General features: G+C 51.2%; 12 protein-coding genes and 1 pseudogene. 4 read left to right on the forward strand and 9 right to left on the reverse strand.

What is annotated here, in order from left to right:
* The first annotated feature begins 248 nt into the window (after positions 1–248).
* The 3 genes from HRU78_10980 to nikR are packed head-to-tail and all read left to right on the forward strand — an operon-like array spanning position 249 to position 3,479.
* Positions 249–2,762, forward strand: a complete 2,514-nt coding sequence (locus HRU78_10980; protein ID QOJ24099.1) for a TonB-dependent receptor — start codon at positions 249–251, stop codon at positions 2,760–2,762.
* 44 nt (positions 2,763–2,806) lie between these two features.
* Positions 2,807–3,046 carry a hypothetical protein gene (locus HRU78_10985; GenBank protein QOJ24100.1) on the forward strand — a complete coding sequence of 80 codons (240 nt, stop codon included), beginning with the start codon at positions 2,807–2,809 and terminating at the stop codon, positions 3,044–3,046.
* Positions 3,018–3,479, forward strand: coding sequence for a nickel-responsive transcriptional regulator NikR (gene nikR, locus HRU78_10990; protein QOJ24101.1), 462 nt, complete (start codon positions 3,018–3,020; stop codon positions 3,477–3,479). Before HRU78_10985 ends, nikR begins: the two co-directional genes overlap by 29 nt.
* Before the next feature lie 125 nt (positions 3,480–3,604).
* On the opposite strand, the gene yut is transcribed toward nikR, so the two are convergent.
* The 9 genes and pseudogenes from yut to HRU78_11035 all read right to left on the reverse strand — a co-directional run bounded on the left by yut (position 3,605) and on the right by HRU78_11035 (position 11,464).
* On the reverse strand, positions 3,605–4,594 hold the full coding sequence (gene yut, locus HRU78_10995; protein ID QOJ24102.1) for an urea transporter: 990 nt from the start codon (positions 4,592–4,594) through the stop codon (positions 3,605–3,607).
* 47 nt (positions 4,595–4,641) lie between these two features.
* Positions 4,642–5,280: an urease accessory protein UreG gene (gene ureG / locus HRU78_11000; GenBank protein QOJ24103.1), complete on the reverse strand. Its 639-nt coding sequence runs from the start codon at positions 5,278–5,280 to the stop codon at positions 4,642–4,644.
* A 17-nt stretch (positions 5,281–5,297) separates the two neighbouring features.
* The gene (locus tag HRU78_11005; GenBank protein ID QOJ25024.1) at positions 5,298–5,975 is read right to left on the reverse strand and encodes an urease accessory protein UreF; all 678 of its coding nucleotides are present in this window, start codon (positions 5,973–5,975) and stop codon (positions 5,298–5,300) included.
* Between the two features lie 8 nt (positions 5,976–5,983).
* Positions 5,984–6,508, reverse strand: coding sequence for an urease accessory protein UreE (gene ureE / locus HRU78_11010; GenBank protein QOJ24104.1), 525 nt, complete (start codon positions 6,506–6,508; stop codon positions 5,984–5,986).
* 260 nt (positions 6,509–6,768) lie between these two features.
* On the reverse strand, positions 6,769–8,475 hold the full coding sequence (ureC, locus tag HRU78_11015; GenBank protein QOJ24105.1) for an urease subunit alpha: 1,707 nt from the start codon (positions 8,473–8,475) through the stop codon (positions 6,769–6,771).
* A 33-nt stretch (positions 8,476–8,508) separates the two neighbouring features.
* On the reverse strand, positions 8,509–8,817 hold the full coding sequence (locus HRU78_11020; protein ID QOJ25025.1) for an urease subunit beta: 309 nt from the start codon (positions 8,815–8,817) through the stop codon (positions 8,509–8,511).
* 35 nt (positions 8,818–8,852) lie between these two features.
* Positions 8,853–9,155 carry an urease subunit gamma gene (locus tag HRU78_11025; protein ID QOJ24106.1) on the reverse strand — a complete coding sequence of 101 codons (303 nt, stop codon included), beginning with the start codon at positions 9,153–9,155 and terminating at the stop codon, positions 8,853–8,855.
* Between the two features lie 92 nt (positions 9,156–9,247).
* Positions 9,248–10,189 carry an urease accessory protein UreD gene (locus HRU78_11030; GenBank protein QOJ25026.1) on the reverse strand — a complete coding sequence of 314 codons (942 nt, stop codon included), beginning with the start codon at positions 10,187–10,189 and terminating at the stop codon, positions 9,248–9,250.
* A gap of 36 nt (positions 10,190–10,225) precedes the next feature.
* A pseudogene (locus tag HRU78_11035) lies at positions 10,226–11,464 on the reverse strand (hypothetical protein).
* Positions 11,465–11,767: 303 nt separating this feature from the next.
* Here HRU78_11035 and HRU78_11040 point away from each other — a divergent pair.
* Positions 11,768–15,163, forward strand: a complete 3,396-nt coding sequence (locus tag HRU78_11040) for a M20/M25/M40 family metallo-hydrolase (protein QOJ24107.1) — start codon at positions 11,768–11,770, stop codon at positions 15,161–15,163.
* Positions 15,164–15,217 lie beyond the last annotated feature (54 nt).

Raw genomic sequence — 15,217 nt, forward strand, 5'->3', positions numbered from 1 at the left:
CTCATCTTCAGCATTTCATTGGTCTGAGCAGAAAGATCCGCATCGAAACGCGTATCGTTGCCTATAACAAACAATACGTGCTGACACTTATTTCGTATGAAGAAAAAAAAGTTTATCATACAAATGTCAGATTTTTCCTTCTTGCAAAGTAAGAAACGTAATTCAATGCTAAGTATAATGCTTAGGCAAATATAATCCGAAGTGCATGAAATAAAAATGCGTATTTTTAAAAGTCTATACGTGAAAAAATGGCAAAGCGCGCTATATCACTGTGGCAAACGTTTGTAAGCTACATACAGTTTCTATTCATCTGGCTGCCGTTGCCGATCAACGCAGCGGGCGTGCCGACGCTAAAGGAAATGATGGTGCGCGCCAATTCACGGGAATTGATCGGCAGCGCCGATTCCGCCAACGAAGGCACGGTGCTCAAGCAGCAGCTTCATAGCATGGACTTACGGATTACCGTCGACGGCATACTGGTCAACCAGCGCTCGCATGGGCATGGCTGGGCGGATACTAATTTCATCATTCCCGAATTGATCAGCAGCACTCAGTACTTGAAAGAACCCTATTATGCGAAACAAGCCAGACAGGATGCTGCTATTAAACGCAAGATCCAGTTCGCTGACACTACCTCGCAAGATATTATGCGCTCTACCAAATCAGAGAAAAAACCCGAAATAGATAAAGTAAGCGAGAAATCTGTAATCAAGCTAAAGGAGATAATAGTGCGAGGGAAAGAGCGCGCCACTCGCCTTGTTGGCGAAACACAATCCGCATCGCAAGGGTTTATTGGTCAAGAACAAATCAAGAACCGCCCGCTTTTACGTGTTGGCGAAGTTGTCGAGTTCATTCCTGGAATGATCGCAACACAGCATAGTGGTGATGGCAAAGCCAATCAGTATTTCCTACGGGGATTCAATCTTGATCACGGTACCGATTTCGCCACCTTTGTGGATGGCGTCCCAATTAATCTGCCCAGCCATGCTCATGGGCAGGGGTACATGGATCTCAATGGTCTCATCCCTGAATTGATAGATAACGTTCAATATGGGAAAGGTCCTTATTATGCAGATCAAGGGGATTTTTCTTCCGCTGGTCATGCCAAGATAACTACTTTCAATTCCCTTCCTCAAGGTTTTGCCAAATTCACAGGGGGATCATTTGGCTTTTATCGTGGTGCGGTAGCTAATTCAAACCGTATAGGGGATGGCCATCTACTCTATGCGGGCGATGTGAATGCTTATGATGGTCCTTGGGTATTGGCTCAGAATGCACTCAAGTTTAACGGCATGATTAAATATAGCCTCGATCAAGGTAATTGGGGTATCAGTGTGGGCGTCAACGCATACCATGCAGACTGGCGCGCAACCAATCAGATACCTCTATTTGCAGTGAATGAAGGTTTGATAAACCGCTTTGGAAACATCGATCCCACTGATAATGGAAAAACAAGGCGCTATACGCTTAATGGTACTTGGTGGCAAAAAGAAAAGAGTTATCGCCGAGAGGCAACCTTTTATCTGGCTAAGTACGATTTTGATCTCTTCTCTAACTTCAGCGGCTTTATCAACTCGGTCTCCAACAACACTCTACTTCCAGGAGGAGCAGTGCCAAGTGACCAGGTGAATCAAACGGAATCCCGTATCTATTTCGGCGGCAAGATTGAGCAAACCTTATTCAATAAGGTGGCAGGTTTCGATATGCAAAATACATTTGGCATTCAGGTGCGCAATGATCTGAATCATGTGCTGCTGAATAACTCAAATCGAGGAGTCGTTTACAATAATGTGAGCAATGATCAGGTCACGGTGACCAGCATCGGTTTATATCTGCAAAACCAGACTTATTGGCTGCCAAAACTCAAAACGATCGCAGGTCTGCGCGGCGATATATTCAATTTTGGTGTACATGCTTTCACCATTCCGCAAAATTCCGGCAACAAAACCGACACTTTGGTGAGCCCGAAATTGAGCGTTATTCTGGGACCATGGTACGACTCGGAAATCTATCTTAATTTTGGAGAAGGATACCATTCTAATGACGCCCGTGGCGTAAATGCAACAGTAGTCAATACTAATCAACAAAGTAACAACAATTTTGCACCGCAATTGGGCGCCACTGGGTTAGTGCGATCAAAGGGTGCAGAAGTCGGTTTCCGTACCGAGGCTATCAAGGGTTTGAAATCCACCCTGGCGTTCTGGTACTTACAATCGGCATCGGAACTTGTATTTAGTGGCGATACAGGCACTACGGAAACAAGCGGTGCAAGTACTCGCTACGGTATCGAGTGGGCCAATTTCTATAAACCCTTCAGCTGGCTCACCTTGGATGCTGATTTTTCATTTACCCGTGCGCGTTATGACCAGGCCCAGCTAAACCAAGCTAGCGATCCTGCAAACCAAACATATGGATTTCACATTCCCAACGCGGTGGGGCGTACAATCAACACAGGTGCAACCTTGAATTTGCCTCACAATATCTTTGCTACCCTCCGTCTGCGCCACTTCGGTAATGTGACGGTGGACACAAACAACCCTGTGGTCCCCTATAATACAACCATCGTTAATTTCTCGACAGGATATGAAGTTAGAAAATTTAAATTGCAATTTGATATCTTAAATTTATTAAACGCCAGGGCCTACGATATTGGTTATTATTATGGTTATCAAACAAGTCCGACATCTATAGCGAAGGATGGTATTGTTTTTCATCCCACTGAACCGCGAATGTTCCGCGGTAGCTTGGTATATCAGTTTTAAAGTCAATGATGCAGCGAAGATAACAGCGTGCAATCGATCGCACCGTGACGCTGAGCGGCCAAATCGGTTATAAAATCGGCAAAAATGTGCGGATCGCATTGCCGGGCTTCAATCTATTGAATACGCACGCGATCAATTACTATTACACATCCCGGTTGCCCGGCGAGCCTGCCGCCGGTGTGAGTTTGCCACTGCGGCAAGAAAAAAACGTTTATTTTTATCAATCATTATCGATAGCAATCGGTGGGGGCTTTTATGGAACGATTTACTATTTCAATGGATGACCAGCTGTTCAAGCAGTTCGATGAAGTTGCCCAGGCGCGCGGCTATTACAACCGCTCCGAAGCGATTCGTGATCTTATCCGGGAATATCTGGAAGCTTCCCGTTTGCAGAAGGACAACAAAGGTTATTGTATTGCGACGTTGACCTATATCTATAATCACCATGAAAGGGATTTGGCCGGTCAGGTGACTTCGGCGCATCACCAGCACCACGACCTGACCCTGTCGAGTATGCATGTGCATTTGGATCACGACAATTGCCTCGAAGTCACCATCCTTCGCGGCACCGTTCAGGATGTCAGGCGCTTCGCCAATCAGATCATCGCTACCAATGGCGTGCGGCACGGCAAGCTGCATATCGTGCCGATTGAACTTTCACAGGAAACACATGCGCATTCCACCGTTCCCCATACGCACAGCAGCCCCCTGACGTGAGCGGCTGTGGCGCGGTTGAAATAAAGAAAATCCTGCCGCAAAAACAGACTTCCTTTGTGTCGAGCTAAACAATCCCGTTTGATCTCATTTCACTTGACCGTCTCGTTGCCTTTACCAAAGCTTCGCTAAGAAGCATTTCCCCAGTATTTGGATTTTCCGGCAGCGAACAGAAACATCCACATGACCAGAACAAATGGGAATGTCAGTGTCGGCAAACCGATCGGCGCCAGAAAACTCGCCAAACCCGCTTGGCAAATAATGGTCAAAATTCCCGCCAGCAAGGCCAGCAATGCGCTGCCCGTGGTCGGCTTGAGAAACACCCATCCGACCGCCATCATCGTCAGCACCGGATTGAACGCATACAACCCCATTTCGATCAGCGTCTTATCCGCGCCGAGCAGTACCGGCACGACAACGCCGACGATCGCGCCCGATAACGCCATGAATGCGCCACGCAAGGAAGTGATCGCAATACCGATCAGAAATAAAATACCGACAATGACGCTATCGGCGAACATGACTTCGCCGATACCTTTGCTGATCGCCGTGCACCAGGCTATGGCTGCATCCTGCGTAAAAGCATTGAACCATGCATCTGTAGATGCGGCGGTAGTTTCTGCAATGGTTGAGGGTATGCCCGGCGGCGGTAAAACGGGACCGCGGGCAAATCCATCGAAGGCATACACCGCCACCATGAACATCCAGCATGTCAGCACAAACGGTGAGGTGGAGGCCGGGATGTTATAAGGTTGCAGAATTCGCATCAAAGCAGCCAGCACCACGGTCGACAATACCGATGCGAGCACCACATAAAGCCAGAGTTGCGGAGTATGCTCCAGGAACAGAAACAGGCAGGGACCGACTAGGGTGCCATTGAAACCGTACAGTCCGGTATCGATATCATCCTCCGGGAATCCCAGCAAATAAGCCGCAACTGTACTGCTCACAACGCCCACGGTCGCGGCAAGTCCGGCGGTAATCCCGCCAACGTACAACGCGATTAAAAAAATAAGACCGGTAACTGCGTTGCAACAGAAAAACACTTGCCCGGCACCCCTGAAAATAACACGCAACGGTCTGGGCATCGCTTTGTCGATTGAGAGTGACCAATCCATGATGATGAGCTCCTAAGTTTTATGGAAAAAAACAGCTGCGGCAAAATTCACCGGCTTGCCTGTTGCTTGACTTCTTCCAGCAATCCTTGTTTCACAATGAAATCGACGATCTGATCCACGCCCTCGCCCGTATGCAGATTGGTGAAAACAAACGGCCGGTCGCCGCGCATTTTCTTGGCGTCACGCGCCATGACATCCAGATTCGCCCCGACGTACGGCGCCAGATCCGTTTTGTTGATCACGAGAAGCGCCGAGCGCGTGATACCGGGGCCGCCCTTGCGGGGTATTTTTTCACCGGCAGCGACATCGATCACATAGATCGTCAGATCGGAGAGCTCGGGGCTGAAGGTCGAGGCAAGATTATCACCGCCAGATTCAACCAGGATCAGATCAAGATTGGGGAAATCAGCGGTCATGCGGGCAATCGCTTCGAGATTGATGGAAGCATCTTCGCGGATGGCCGTATGCGGACACCCGCCGGTTTCCACACCCATCAAACGCTCCGGAGGCAGCGCATTGGCACGCAACAAAATCTCCATATCCTCCTTGGTGTAAATATCGTTGGTGATGACCGCCATCTCATAGCGATCGCGCATTCTCTTGCTCAACGCTTCGCACAACGCCGTCTTTCCTGATCCAACCGGACCGCCGATGCCGACTCGCAGGGGATTTGATGATTTATTCATGTCGTCTATCCAAAAAATTATGATCGGTAAATTCTGCTATATTGCGTTTCATGCTGCATGGACAACAGCGACAATCCCGGCGCCCAATTGGATAATTCATCGTCATCGAGCTGCTGCGCCCGCAGCGCCGCTTTTTCAATCGCATCGTGCAAGGAAAGCAACAAGCTTTGCCCTGCAACCTGACCGAGCGGAACCGATTTAACGCAAACCAGCACTTGATTCTCAACCATCGAGAACAGCATGCCGAGCAGCGCCGCCTGAGGCGGCACCGCAAGCGCTTCCGCCGCGCAGGCAAACGCCGTGGGCAGCGGAATTTCCGGTTGATCGGCCAGGATCGCGCGCAGCGAATCATCCGCAAGATTCAGATCGATGACGAGTTTTGCCAAGGAATAGCCCATTTGAATGGTTTCCGCGCGGAATTCAGCGGTATCGCGCGCAGCTATGAAACATCCGGTCCAATGATTGACGCTCGCCGCATCGCGCTGGGAAAAAGCTTTCAGCAAGCGCCATGCGACAGGCGCTTCAAAGTCTGCGGCAATACTCAAATATTCCGTGATCCAGGCACGCGCCGAGCTGTCGTTATGGACGATACCCTTCTCTATTGCCGACTCCAAACCTTGCGAATAGGTATACGCGCCAACTGGCAGCGACGGACTCGCCAACTGCAGCAAACGAAGCAATAAGGCGGATTGCAAAGTCATTCCTAGGAGTGTGGATCGGATGGCCGGTGAATCTTCTGCCGGGCCGGGATTGGCGCCAACGGACCATGCGCATGATAGTGGCCGTCGCCATGATGATGGTGTCCACCACCACCGTAAGCACCCGATTCCGGTTCAAATTGCGCATTCTCCTCGGTAATCGTAGCGCCCAAGCCCTCCAGCATTTGTTTCAAGACGCTATCGGTATGGATACGCAGAAATCCTTCGCCGACTTGCGTTTGCGTATGCCGGTTACCCAGATGAAAAGCGCAGCGCAACAAATCGTACGGGGTGCGGCAGGTAATGCGGTACGTGGGTTCATGAGCTGCGACGATTTGTACTACCCGCCCATCGGCGCTTTTCAACAAATCATTATTGCGCAGCACGGTGCCGCGCTCGGTAAAAATCGCGACTTCCTCACCGGACGCAAGCACTGTTCTGAGCCGGCTGTTTTCGCGCATTTCATAAGGCAAAACCAGTTGCGCGAAAACCGATTCGGCCCGATCTATTTTAGTATTCAGCGTAATCATCTGTTATTTTCGTCAGTTAGGGATTATCGAGGATCGCCATCATTGTAATTGTCGCATGACGGCGGTCCGCGGCAGAGCAACTTCAGAATGGAAAGTCTGCTCCGCCGCCGACATTCCTAGGGAAGCGCTGAAAAAGGTAGCGAGCGACGGCCAAACAAGGCGAAACCAGGTGAAAAAGCGCAATTTACAAGTTGTAAATGAGCATTTTGAACGTGATTTCAACGCAGTATGGCTGAGCGCAGTAGTTTTTCAGAGCTTCCCTAGAATAGAAAGTACCGCTGCGCCATCGGCAATACATCCTCCGGACCGCATGTCAGCAACTGGCCGTCCGCGCGCACTTCATACGTTTCCGGATCGACTTCCATTTTCGGTGTTGCGCTGTTATGAATCATGTCTTTCTTGCGCAGATTCCGGGTATTCTTGACTGGAATAATGTGTTTATCGAGCTTCAACTGATCGATCAAATCTGCATTAAGTGCTGCTTGCGAAGCGAATGTGAAACACGATGTCTTGATTCCTCCGCCATATCCCCCAAACATGTAGCGATAGTGCACGGGTTGCGGTGTTGGAATTGAAGCATTGGGATCACCCATTAATGATGCGGCAATCATTCCACCTTTTAAAATCATCGATGGTTTTACGCCAAAGAAAGCCGGTCTCCATAACACCAGATCGGCATACTTGCCAACTTCAATGGAGCCGATTGCATGCGAAATACCGTGTGTGATAGCTGGATTAATGGTGTATTTGGCAACGTATCGCTTTACGCGGAAATTGTCATTCTTTGAGTTATCTTCCTGCAGTGTTCCGCGTTGTACCTTCATCTTGTGAGCGGTTTGCCATGTACGCAATACGACTTCACCGATACGTCCCATGGCCTGCGAATCCGAAGACATCATGGAGATGGCGCCCATGTCATGCAGAATATCTTCGGCGGCAATGGTTTCCTTACGGATGCGTGATTCCGCAAAGGCAAGATCTTCCGCAATATTGGCATGCAGATGATGGCATACCATCAGCATATCAAGATGTTCATCCAGTGTATTGACCGTATAAGGACGAGTTGGATTGGTCGATGACGGCAAAACGTTATCTTGACCTACGACTGCGATGATATCCGGTGCATGCCCACCACCTGCACCTTCAGTATGAAAGGTATGGATGGTCCGGTCTTTCATCGCGGCAATGGTATTTTCCAAATAACCGCCTTCATTAATGGTGTCGGTATGAATAGCAACCTGTACATCATATTTATCCGCAACATTCAAGCAGTTATCAATAGCTGCATAAGTTGTACCCCAGTCTTCATGAAGCTTTAGACCACAAGCGCCGGCAAAAACTTGTTCTTCAAGTGGCGTTGGCAGACTGGTATTACCTTTACCAAAAAAACCTGTATTCATTACTAACCCATCCGATGCTCTGAGCATGGAATGAATATGCCAAGGCCCCGGTGTACAAGTGGTTGCTGCTGTTCCTACTGCTGGACCTGTACCGCCTCCCAGCATGGTGGTGATGCCATTCATCATGGCATCTTCAGCTTGCTGTGGCGAAATGAAGTGAATGTGCGTATCTACACCTCCGGCGGTAATGATCAAATTCTCACCCGCAATGATTTCAGTGGCTGAACCAATGATCATCGTAACATTAGGTTGAATATCAGGATTTCCGGCTTTGCCGATGTTGGCAATTTTGCCACCCTTGATGCCGATATCGGCTTTGACGATTCCCCAATGATCGATAATGACTGCATTGGTAATGACTGTGTCCATGACATCTGCGTGATTGTGCTGCGATTGCCCCATGCCGTCGCGTATCACTTTTCCACCGCCGAATTTTACTTCCTCGCCATAGGTGGTGAAGTCTCTTTCAATTTCGATGAAAAGTTCGGTATCGGCCAGACGGACACGGTCGCCGGTTGTCGGCCCCATCATTTCCGCATAGGTTTGGCGGGAAATTTTTACGCTCATTTTTTTACTCCTACAAAATTGTTGTGAACCAAACTATTTCAGTTTGCCCATCACTTTCTGATTGAATCCATACACGATCCGATCACCCGCGAGCTCGACGAGCTCCACGGTTCTCTCTTGTCCGGGCTCGAAGCGGATGGCCGTGCCTGCCATAATATTCAGGCGCATGCCATACGCCGCATCACGGTCAAATTTCATGGCGGAGTTGACTTCGTAAAAATGAAAGTGAGAACCTATCTGGATCGGACGATCCCCGCCATTGGAAACGGTCAGGGTTTTGGTTTTTCTGCCGACATTCAGCTCGATTTCACCCGGTTCGGTAAACACTTCGCCTGGAATCATGGGCACTCTCATGGCATTCTCCTATTGCTTATTCGTTAAATAATCGGATTATGAACGGTGACCAGTTTGGTTCCGTCGGGAAATGTCGCTTCCACCTGAATATCCGGAATCATCTCGGGAACGCCTTCCATGACATCAGCACGAGTCAGTATCTTTTGTCCACCTGTCATCAATTCAGCTACTGTTCGACCATCTCTGGCGCCTTCCAATACTGCGCAGGTAATCAATGCGACAGCTTCTGGGTAGTTGAGTCGCAGGCCACGAGCTCTACGTTTTTCGGCTAGCAATCCAGCGGTAAAAATTTGCAGTTTGTCTTTCTCTCTAGGTGTTAAATCCATCGCTTTTCTCCTGGGTAAAGTTACATTTACAACTTAGCCGTTGCCGTATCCGAAGATAAATAAAAAAATCTTACCGGCGGCGCCAGCGTCAATCATGTGTTCCACATCCTGGGAACAATCGCGGGGCGCCCGAGAATTTCCGGGCGGAACAAACCCCAAGCGCGCAGCATGATATGCCGCGCCGCCTCGCTCGAATTGCCCAAGTAACGGACCGCGGTAATCGCTTTAAGCTGAGAAACGCCGGTCTGACCGGAATTACCGGCGATTGCCGCGGATTCTTCGCGCGCCAAATCGATCAATCCTTGCGGTATCGGTTTTCCGGTCACCAGAAGCGTGGCGCACACCGGTTTACCCGATAGAGCGAGCGGACCGTGCATGGCGGTGCTCTCACCGTGCAGCCGTATCTGCTCCAGCCAAATCATCGTGCCGTTACGCCGGATACTCGTGCGCTGCTTGATCTGACCGCTATTGAATGTCTCTCCCGATGCCGTGCGTCCGAAGCACAATATTTCGCACCCCACGTAAGTGGCATCATTTTCCAGCGTTACTTGGTGATCGATGTTGACATTGGCGTTGTTGAAAAAAATAGTTTCTTGCGGCGCCCATTCGAGAGCGGCGCCTTTATTGACGCTGAGCGTGATTTTCTGCTGCGAGGTATGGCCGTTGGCTTTGTACCATTTCGCTGCGCCGGGTGTCGTGATCTGCACCTTTGCAGCCGCGCCGACATGCGCCGAGATTTCCAATTGATCGCCGCCGACAACGCCCCCGGGCGGATGAATGATGACGGCATGACAAACTTCCCGGCCTTCCGGATAGAGCGGTTTTTGTACCAGCAGCGGACCGAAATGATCCCGCGCCACCAGGCGGGAAGAACCGTCAATATCCGCAAATTCCAATGCTAATTTTGCTTGCAGCGGCTTATCGCAGCTAATCGCGGACTGCGGCAAAGCCTCGCGCTGTGACTCGCGATCACTCACAACCGTCAAATTCTGCTGCCGAGTGGATGATTCTTCTGAAGATGTGGATAACTGCATGCGCATGATCATTTACCGAAGGTATTCTTGCGGAATCTAAATCTGCAATTGGAAAGAAATCTTAAAAACGTCAAGCGCCTGCCCCGTTACACCCGGCGCATAATTCAAACCCTTCATGAGCAGGTCGCCATGCTGATAGTACGCTGAGATGCGCGCATTGAAACCGTCGATAATATAATTCAAACCGGCTTCGATTTCTTCCCGGTTGCTGCTGCGATTCGGTTGAATGCTGGTAAACCGGCCATAGGGTTGAAAATGCCCGATGCCGACTTTGGTTGGAAACATATAAAGACCCGTGACGGTCCACGATTTGCCGTCAAACATGCAGAAACAATCCTTATCGCTAAACGCAGCGGTCGAGTAATTGGCATAGAACTGCTTGTATTCGGCGTTGGTGGTAAAAACACCCAGGTTTCTTGGCAGCACTTTTTCAAACAGCAAATCCCCGGTAAAACCGAGAAAATCGCTGCGATGCGCGAGCGATCCGGCACCGTTTTTCTGGTACGACATACCGAACGCCAGCGCCAAAATGTCTCCCGCTTTACCGTAATACGTGCTGGAGGTGTAATAACCCGGATTCTTCTCCGGATTCAGGAAATTATAAGTTACACGCGCAGCAGTAAGCACTGAGCCGCCTTGATTGGGACCCGCGGTATGCGTCGATTCCAATCCGCGATAAACCCCCATGGCGTAACCCAACGTTCCTGGCACAATCTTCGGTTCCGCATTGCCCCAGAAAGTCACACCATCGTCACGGCCATAACGCCCGGCACCGCCATCGCCGAATTTGGTGCTGAAATCCTGCGAAAAGAACGGCGTTTTGAAAGCATCGTGGGTCGCCTGGAAAAAGGGGCCGCTTAATTCCCCCCGTTCGGTCGGCACCAGCATACGGCCGCCCCAGATATTGAAATAACGGTTGAACTCGAATTTTGCGATGGCGTCGAGCACGTTATAGGACATTCTAGGGTTATCCCCGGCGCTGGTATTGTTACAGAAGAAACAATCGGTATTGACTTCGAACTTCAAATGCTCGCTGAACTGGCCGTTCAAATAAATACGCGCATTATCGTTGCTGTAGTTGCCGCCGTTCAAATTGCCGTTAAGATTCTCCGTCCACAGTCCGGAACCGCGATAGCCCGCACCCAGGCTGATCCATCGTGTTTCGCTGGATTTTACTTTGAGTTTGTCGGAAATGGGCTTCATCGACACATCCATTGCAGAAGCCTGAAATGCCGCGAAGAAAAAAATACCGGACAGTATGGAAAGCAGAAAAAAATTCGCTCTTCGTGCTTTTGTCTGCAAATTGTCAGTGTCTGTCTTCATACCGCTACTTTCCTCTAATCGTTTATCAAAACGGACGGCTGGTTAACAACCAAGGCACGCAAAACTTACACAGCCGCATATTTTAGATCAGTTTTTTAGCCGGCTGGATTTGTAATATTTTTCCCTGTTTTGTGTGAATCAAGAGGATAGGATGTTTGATATGATGCTCACCGTACCGTGAAGAAAATCATACTGCTGTACAAATACTGTGAAATCTCCCGCAATCATCAGAACTGTTAAAACCCGTCCAACAACATGCAAAAATCATTAAAACTCGCCACCGCCTGCTTAATTTTCACCGTTCTTCTGTTCAACAGCCTGATGGCTGCAGCAAGCAACACAACGTTCCATCATCACATGGAAATCCAATTGTCGCCGGATACATCCGAAATCGTTGTTTCCGACCGGATTCAAATCCCGGATCACGTGCGCAGTGCCAAAGAGCCCGTGCAACTCGAATTCTTTTTGCACGCCGGTTTATCGATCACGGATGTTCAAGGTGCCACAATCCAAGCGGATGAGAACGAGGTCGCGCTGAAATCCCGGCCGATTTCGATCCGGCACTATCGCGTAACGCTAGCGCCGGAACAACAGGAATTCACGTTGCAATACGACGGCCAGATCCATCACGCAGTACAAGGGCCGGGGCAGGAATATGCGCGCAGTTTCGGTTCGACACCGGGGGTGATTTCGCCGGAAGGTGTTTTTCTGGCCAATGCCAGCGCCTGGTATCCGCAATTCGGCGATGCGCTGGTGTCGTTTCAGCTCGACATTCAAATTCCATCCGGTTGGGATGTGGTGAGCCAGGGATCGCTATTGCGTGAGAATGGCGCCAGTGAAACGCAACATGTCGTCTGGGAGGAAAAGCAGCCGCAAGACGATATCTACTTGATCGCCGCGAAATTCCAACGCTATGCGCAATCAGCCGGCGCGGTCAATGCGCTGGTGTATTTGCGCAATGCCGATCAACCGTTAGCGCAGAAATATCTGGATGCGACGGCGCAGTACATCGCCATGTACAACAAACTGATCGGCCCCTATCCTTACAGCAAGTTCGCACTGGTGGAGAATTTCTGGGAAACCGGTTACGGCATGCCGTCGTTCACGCTACTTGGTCCGAAGGTGATTCGCTTCCCGTTCATTTTGCATTCGTCGTACCCTCACGAGATTCTGCACAATTACTGGGGCAACGGCGTGTTCGTCGACTACGCCAAAGGCAATTGGGCGGAAGGATTGACCGCTTATCTAGCGGATCACCTGATCAACGAGCAGCGCGGCAAAGGCGATGAATACCGCCGCGACGTGCTGCAAAAATACGCGGATTTCGTCGGCAAGGAGAAGGATTTTCCGATTATCCGCTTCGTCTCGCGCCATAGCGCCAGTTCGGAAGCGGTCGGCTACGGCAAGACCATGATGTTTTTTCACATGCTGCGGCTGGAACTGGGCGATGAAGTATTCACGAAAGCGCTGCGGCGTTTCTACCAGCAATTCAAATTCCAGCAAGCGACGTTCGCCGATTTGCTCACCACGTTCAATGCCGTCACCGGCAAGGATCTGACGCAGCGATTCGAGCAATGGGTGCAACGCGCCGGTGCGCCGGATCTGGTGTTGCGCAGCGCGGAAACCGAACCTCACGGCGACGGCTATAAACTCACGCTCACCGTCGAACAAACGCAAGCAGGCGAAGCGTATCGCTTGCAAGTACCGGTCGCTGTCACGCTGGCAGGCGAAGATATGGCGACCGAATCGCATATTGTCGTCGAGCGGCCCAGACAAACTGTCGAGATGACGTTCGCCCATCGTCCGATCCGCATCGATCTCGATCCGCGTTTCGATGTGTTCCGCCGTTTGGATAATCGCGAGATTCCCTCGGCCTTATCGCAAGGCTTCGGCGCGGAGAAACCGCTGTTGATCTTGCCGACACAGGAACAAAAAGCCGTGCTGGAAGCATACCGCGCGCTGGCGGCGAATTGGCAGAAAACCCAATCGAATCCGTTGGAAATCGTCACCGACGAGCAATTAAAAACGCTGCCGGAAGATCGCACTGTCTGGATTCTGGGCTGGCAAAACCGGTTTGCCGGCGCACTGCCGAAAGCTCTGGCGGACCGTGGCGTTGCTGTTCAGCGCCAGCAACTGCAACTGGAGCGTAAAAGCTATCCGCAAGCCGGTCACGCCATGGTGCTGACCGCCCGGCAACCCGCCGATCCCGGCAAAACCCTGTTATGGGTTGCCGCCGATAATCCCAAGGCCATCGCCGAACTCGCCAACAAACTGCCGCATTACCGCAAGTACAGTTACCTGGTGTTCAAGGGTGACGAGCTGACCAATATCGACAAAGGCCAATGGCCGGTTCTGCAATCGCCGTTGTCGCAGCCGGTGCGGCAAAAAGACGGCTACGCGCTCGATGCCGCGCTCACGGCGCACGCCGGTATCACCAAACCGCGCCGGGCGCTGGCGGAACTGCCACCGGTCTTTTCCGAAAGCCGCATGATGGCGGATATCACGCATCTGTCGCACCATTCGTTCAAGGGACGCGAACTGGGCACGCCGGAACTGGATGAAGCGGCAACGTATATCGCCAAGCAATTTCAGCACATCGGTTTGTTGCCCGGCGGTGACGACAATAGCTTTTTCCAGACCTGGCAGCAGGATGCCGGTCTGCCGAAAGGCAATATCACGCTGCGTAACATCGTCGGCATTCTACCCGGCACCAACCCGCAGCTCGCCGGACAAAGCCTGGTGATCGGCGCGCATTACGATCATCTCGGCACTGGCTGGCCGGATGTGCGTGCCGCGCATCAAGGCAAAATCCACCACGGCGCCGACGACAACGCCAGCGGCATCGCCGTCATGCTGGAACTCGCGCGTCAGATCGCGCCGAAATGGCAACCGGAGCGCACCGTCATTTTCGTTGCGTTCACCGGCGAAGAAGCCAATCTGCTCGGCTCCAGGCATTATGTCCGCAGCAGCGAAAAATTCCCGGCGGGAAAAATCATCGCGATGTTGAATCTGGACACCGTCGGACGGCTGGACAACAATCCGGTCACGGTATTCGGCATCGGCACTGCGCGTGAACTGGTGCACATCTTCCGCGGCGCGAGCTTCGTCACCGGCATCCCGGTCAACGCCGTGCAAGACGACTTCGGCTCCAGCGATCAAGCCGCATTCATCCAAGCCGGCATCCCAGCGGTACAATTCTTCGCCAGCGCACACGAGGACTACCACGCCCCCGGCGACACCGCCGATAAAATCGACTCCGCCGGACTGGTCAAAGTCGCCGCCATCCTGAAAGAAGCCAGCGAATACCTCGCCAACCGCATCGAACCGCTAACGGTCACGCTGTCATCCGCTCCCGCCCCTGCTGAATCCACCAAACCCACAGAAAAACGCAAAACCAGCCTCGGCACCGTTCCCGATTTCTCGTACCAAGGCGAGGGCGTGCGCATCGACAACACCCTCCCCGGCTCCCCGGCGCAACAAGCCGGACTGCAACCCGGCGACATTTTGATTCAACTGGCTGGGCAGCCGATCAGCGATTTGGCATCGTATGCGGCGATTTTGCGCACGCTGAAAGCGGGGGGAAAAACTGAATTAGAATACCGGCGAAATGGCAAGTTGAATAAGATTGAAGTGATGTTGATTGAACGTTAAAAACTATGATTCGATATTCTATTTTGGAGTTGGAGTTGTCCCATTTTGATGAAC

This window comes from Gammaproteobacteria bacterium (genome assembly GCA_015709635.1).
In the GTDB taxonomy this organism is placed as follows: domain Bacteria; phylum Pseudomonadota; class Gammaproteobacteria; order Burkholderiales; family Nitrosomonadaceae; genus Nitrosomonas.

What these genes read in the sequence shown, in the direction of transcription:
- ureE (QOJ24104.1), bottom strand. Translation starts at nt 6,508, where the DNA reads ATGATTACGCTGAATACTAAAATAGATCGGGCCGAATCGGTTTTCGCG.
- HRU78_11040 (QOJ24107.1), top strand. Translation starts at nt 11,768, where the DNA reads ATGCAAAAATCATTAAAACTCGCCACCGCCTGCTTAATTTTCACCGTT.
- nikR (QOJ24101.1), top strand. Translation starts at nt 3,018, where the DNA reads ATGGAACGATTTACTATTTCAATGGATGACCAGCTGTTCAAGCAGTTC.
- yut (QOJ24102.1), bottom strand. Translation starts at nt 4,594, where the DNA reads ATGGATTGGTCACTCTCAATCGACAAAGCGATGCCCAGACCGTTGCGT.
- HRU78_11030 (QOJ25026.1), bottom strand. Translation starts at nt 10,189, where the DNA reads ATGCAGTTATCCACATCTTCAGAAGAATCATCCACTCGGCAGCAGAAT.
- HRU78_10980 (QOJ24099.1), top strand. Translation starts at nt 249, where the DNA reads ATGGCAAAGCGCGCTATATCACTGTGGCAAACGTTTGTAAGCTACATA.
- ureG (QOJ24103.1), bottom strand. Translation starts at nt 5,280, where the DNA reads ATGAATAAATCATCAAATCCCCTGCGAGTCGGCATCGGCGGTCCGGTT.
- HRU78_11020 (QOJ25025.1), bottom strand. Translation starts at nt 8,817, where the DNA reads ATGATTCCAGGCGAAGTGTTTACCGAACCGGGTGAAATCGAGCTGAAT.
- HRU78_11025 (QOJ24106.1), bottom strand. Translation starts at nt 9,155, where the DNA reads ATGGATTTAACACCTAGAGAGAAAGACAAACTGCAAATTTTTACCGCT.
- ureC (QOJ24105.1), bottom strand. Translation starts at nt 8,475, where the DNA reads ATGAGCGTAAAAATTTCCCGCCAAACCTATGCGGAAATGATGGGGCCG.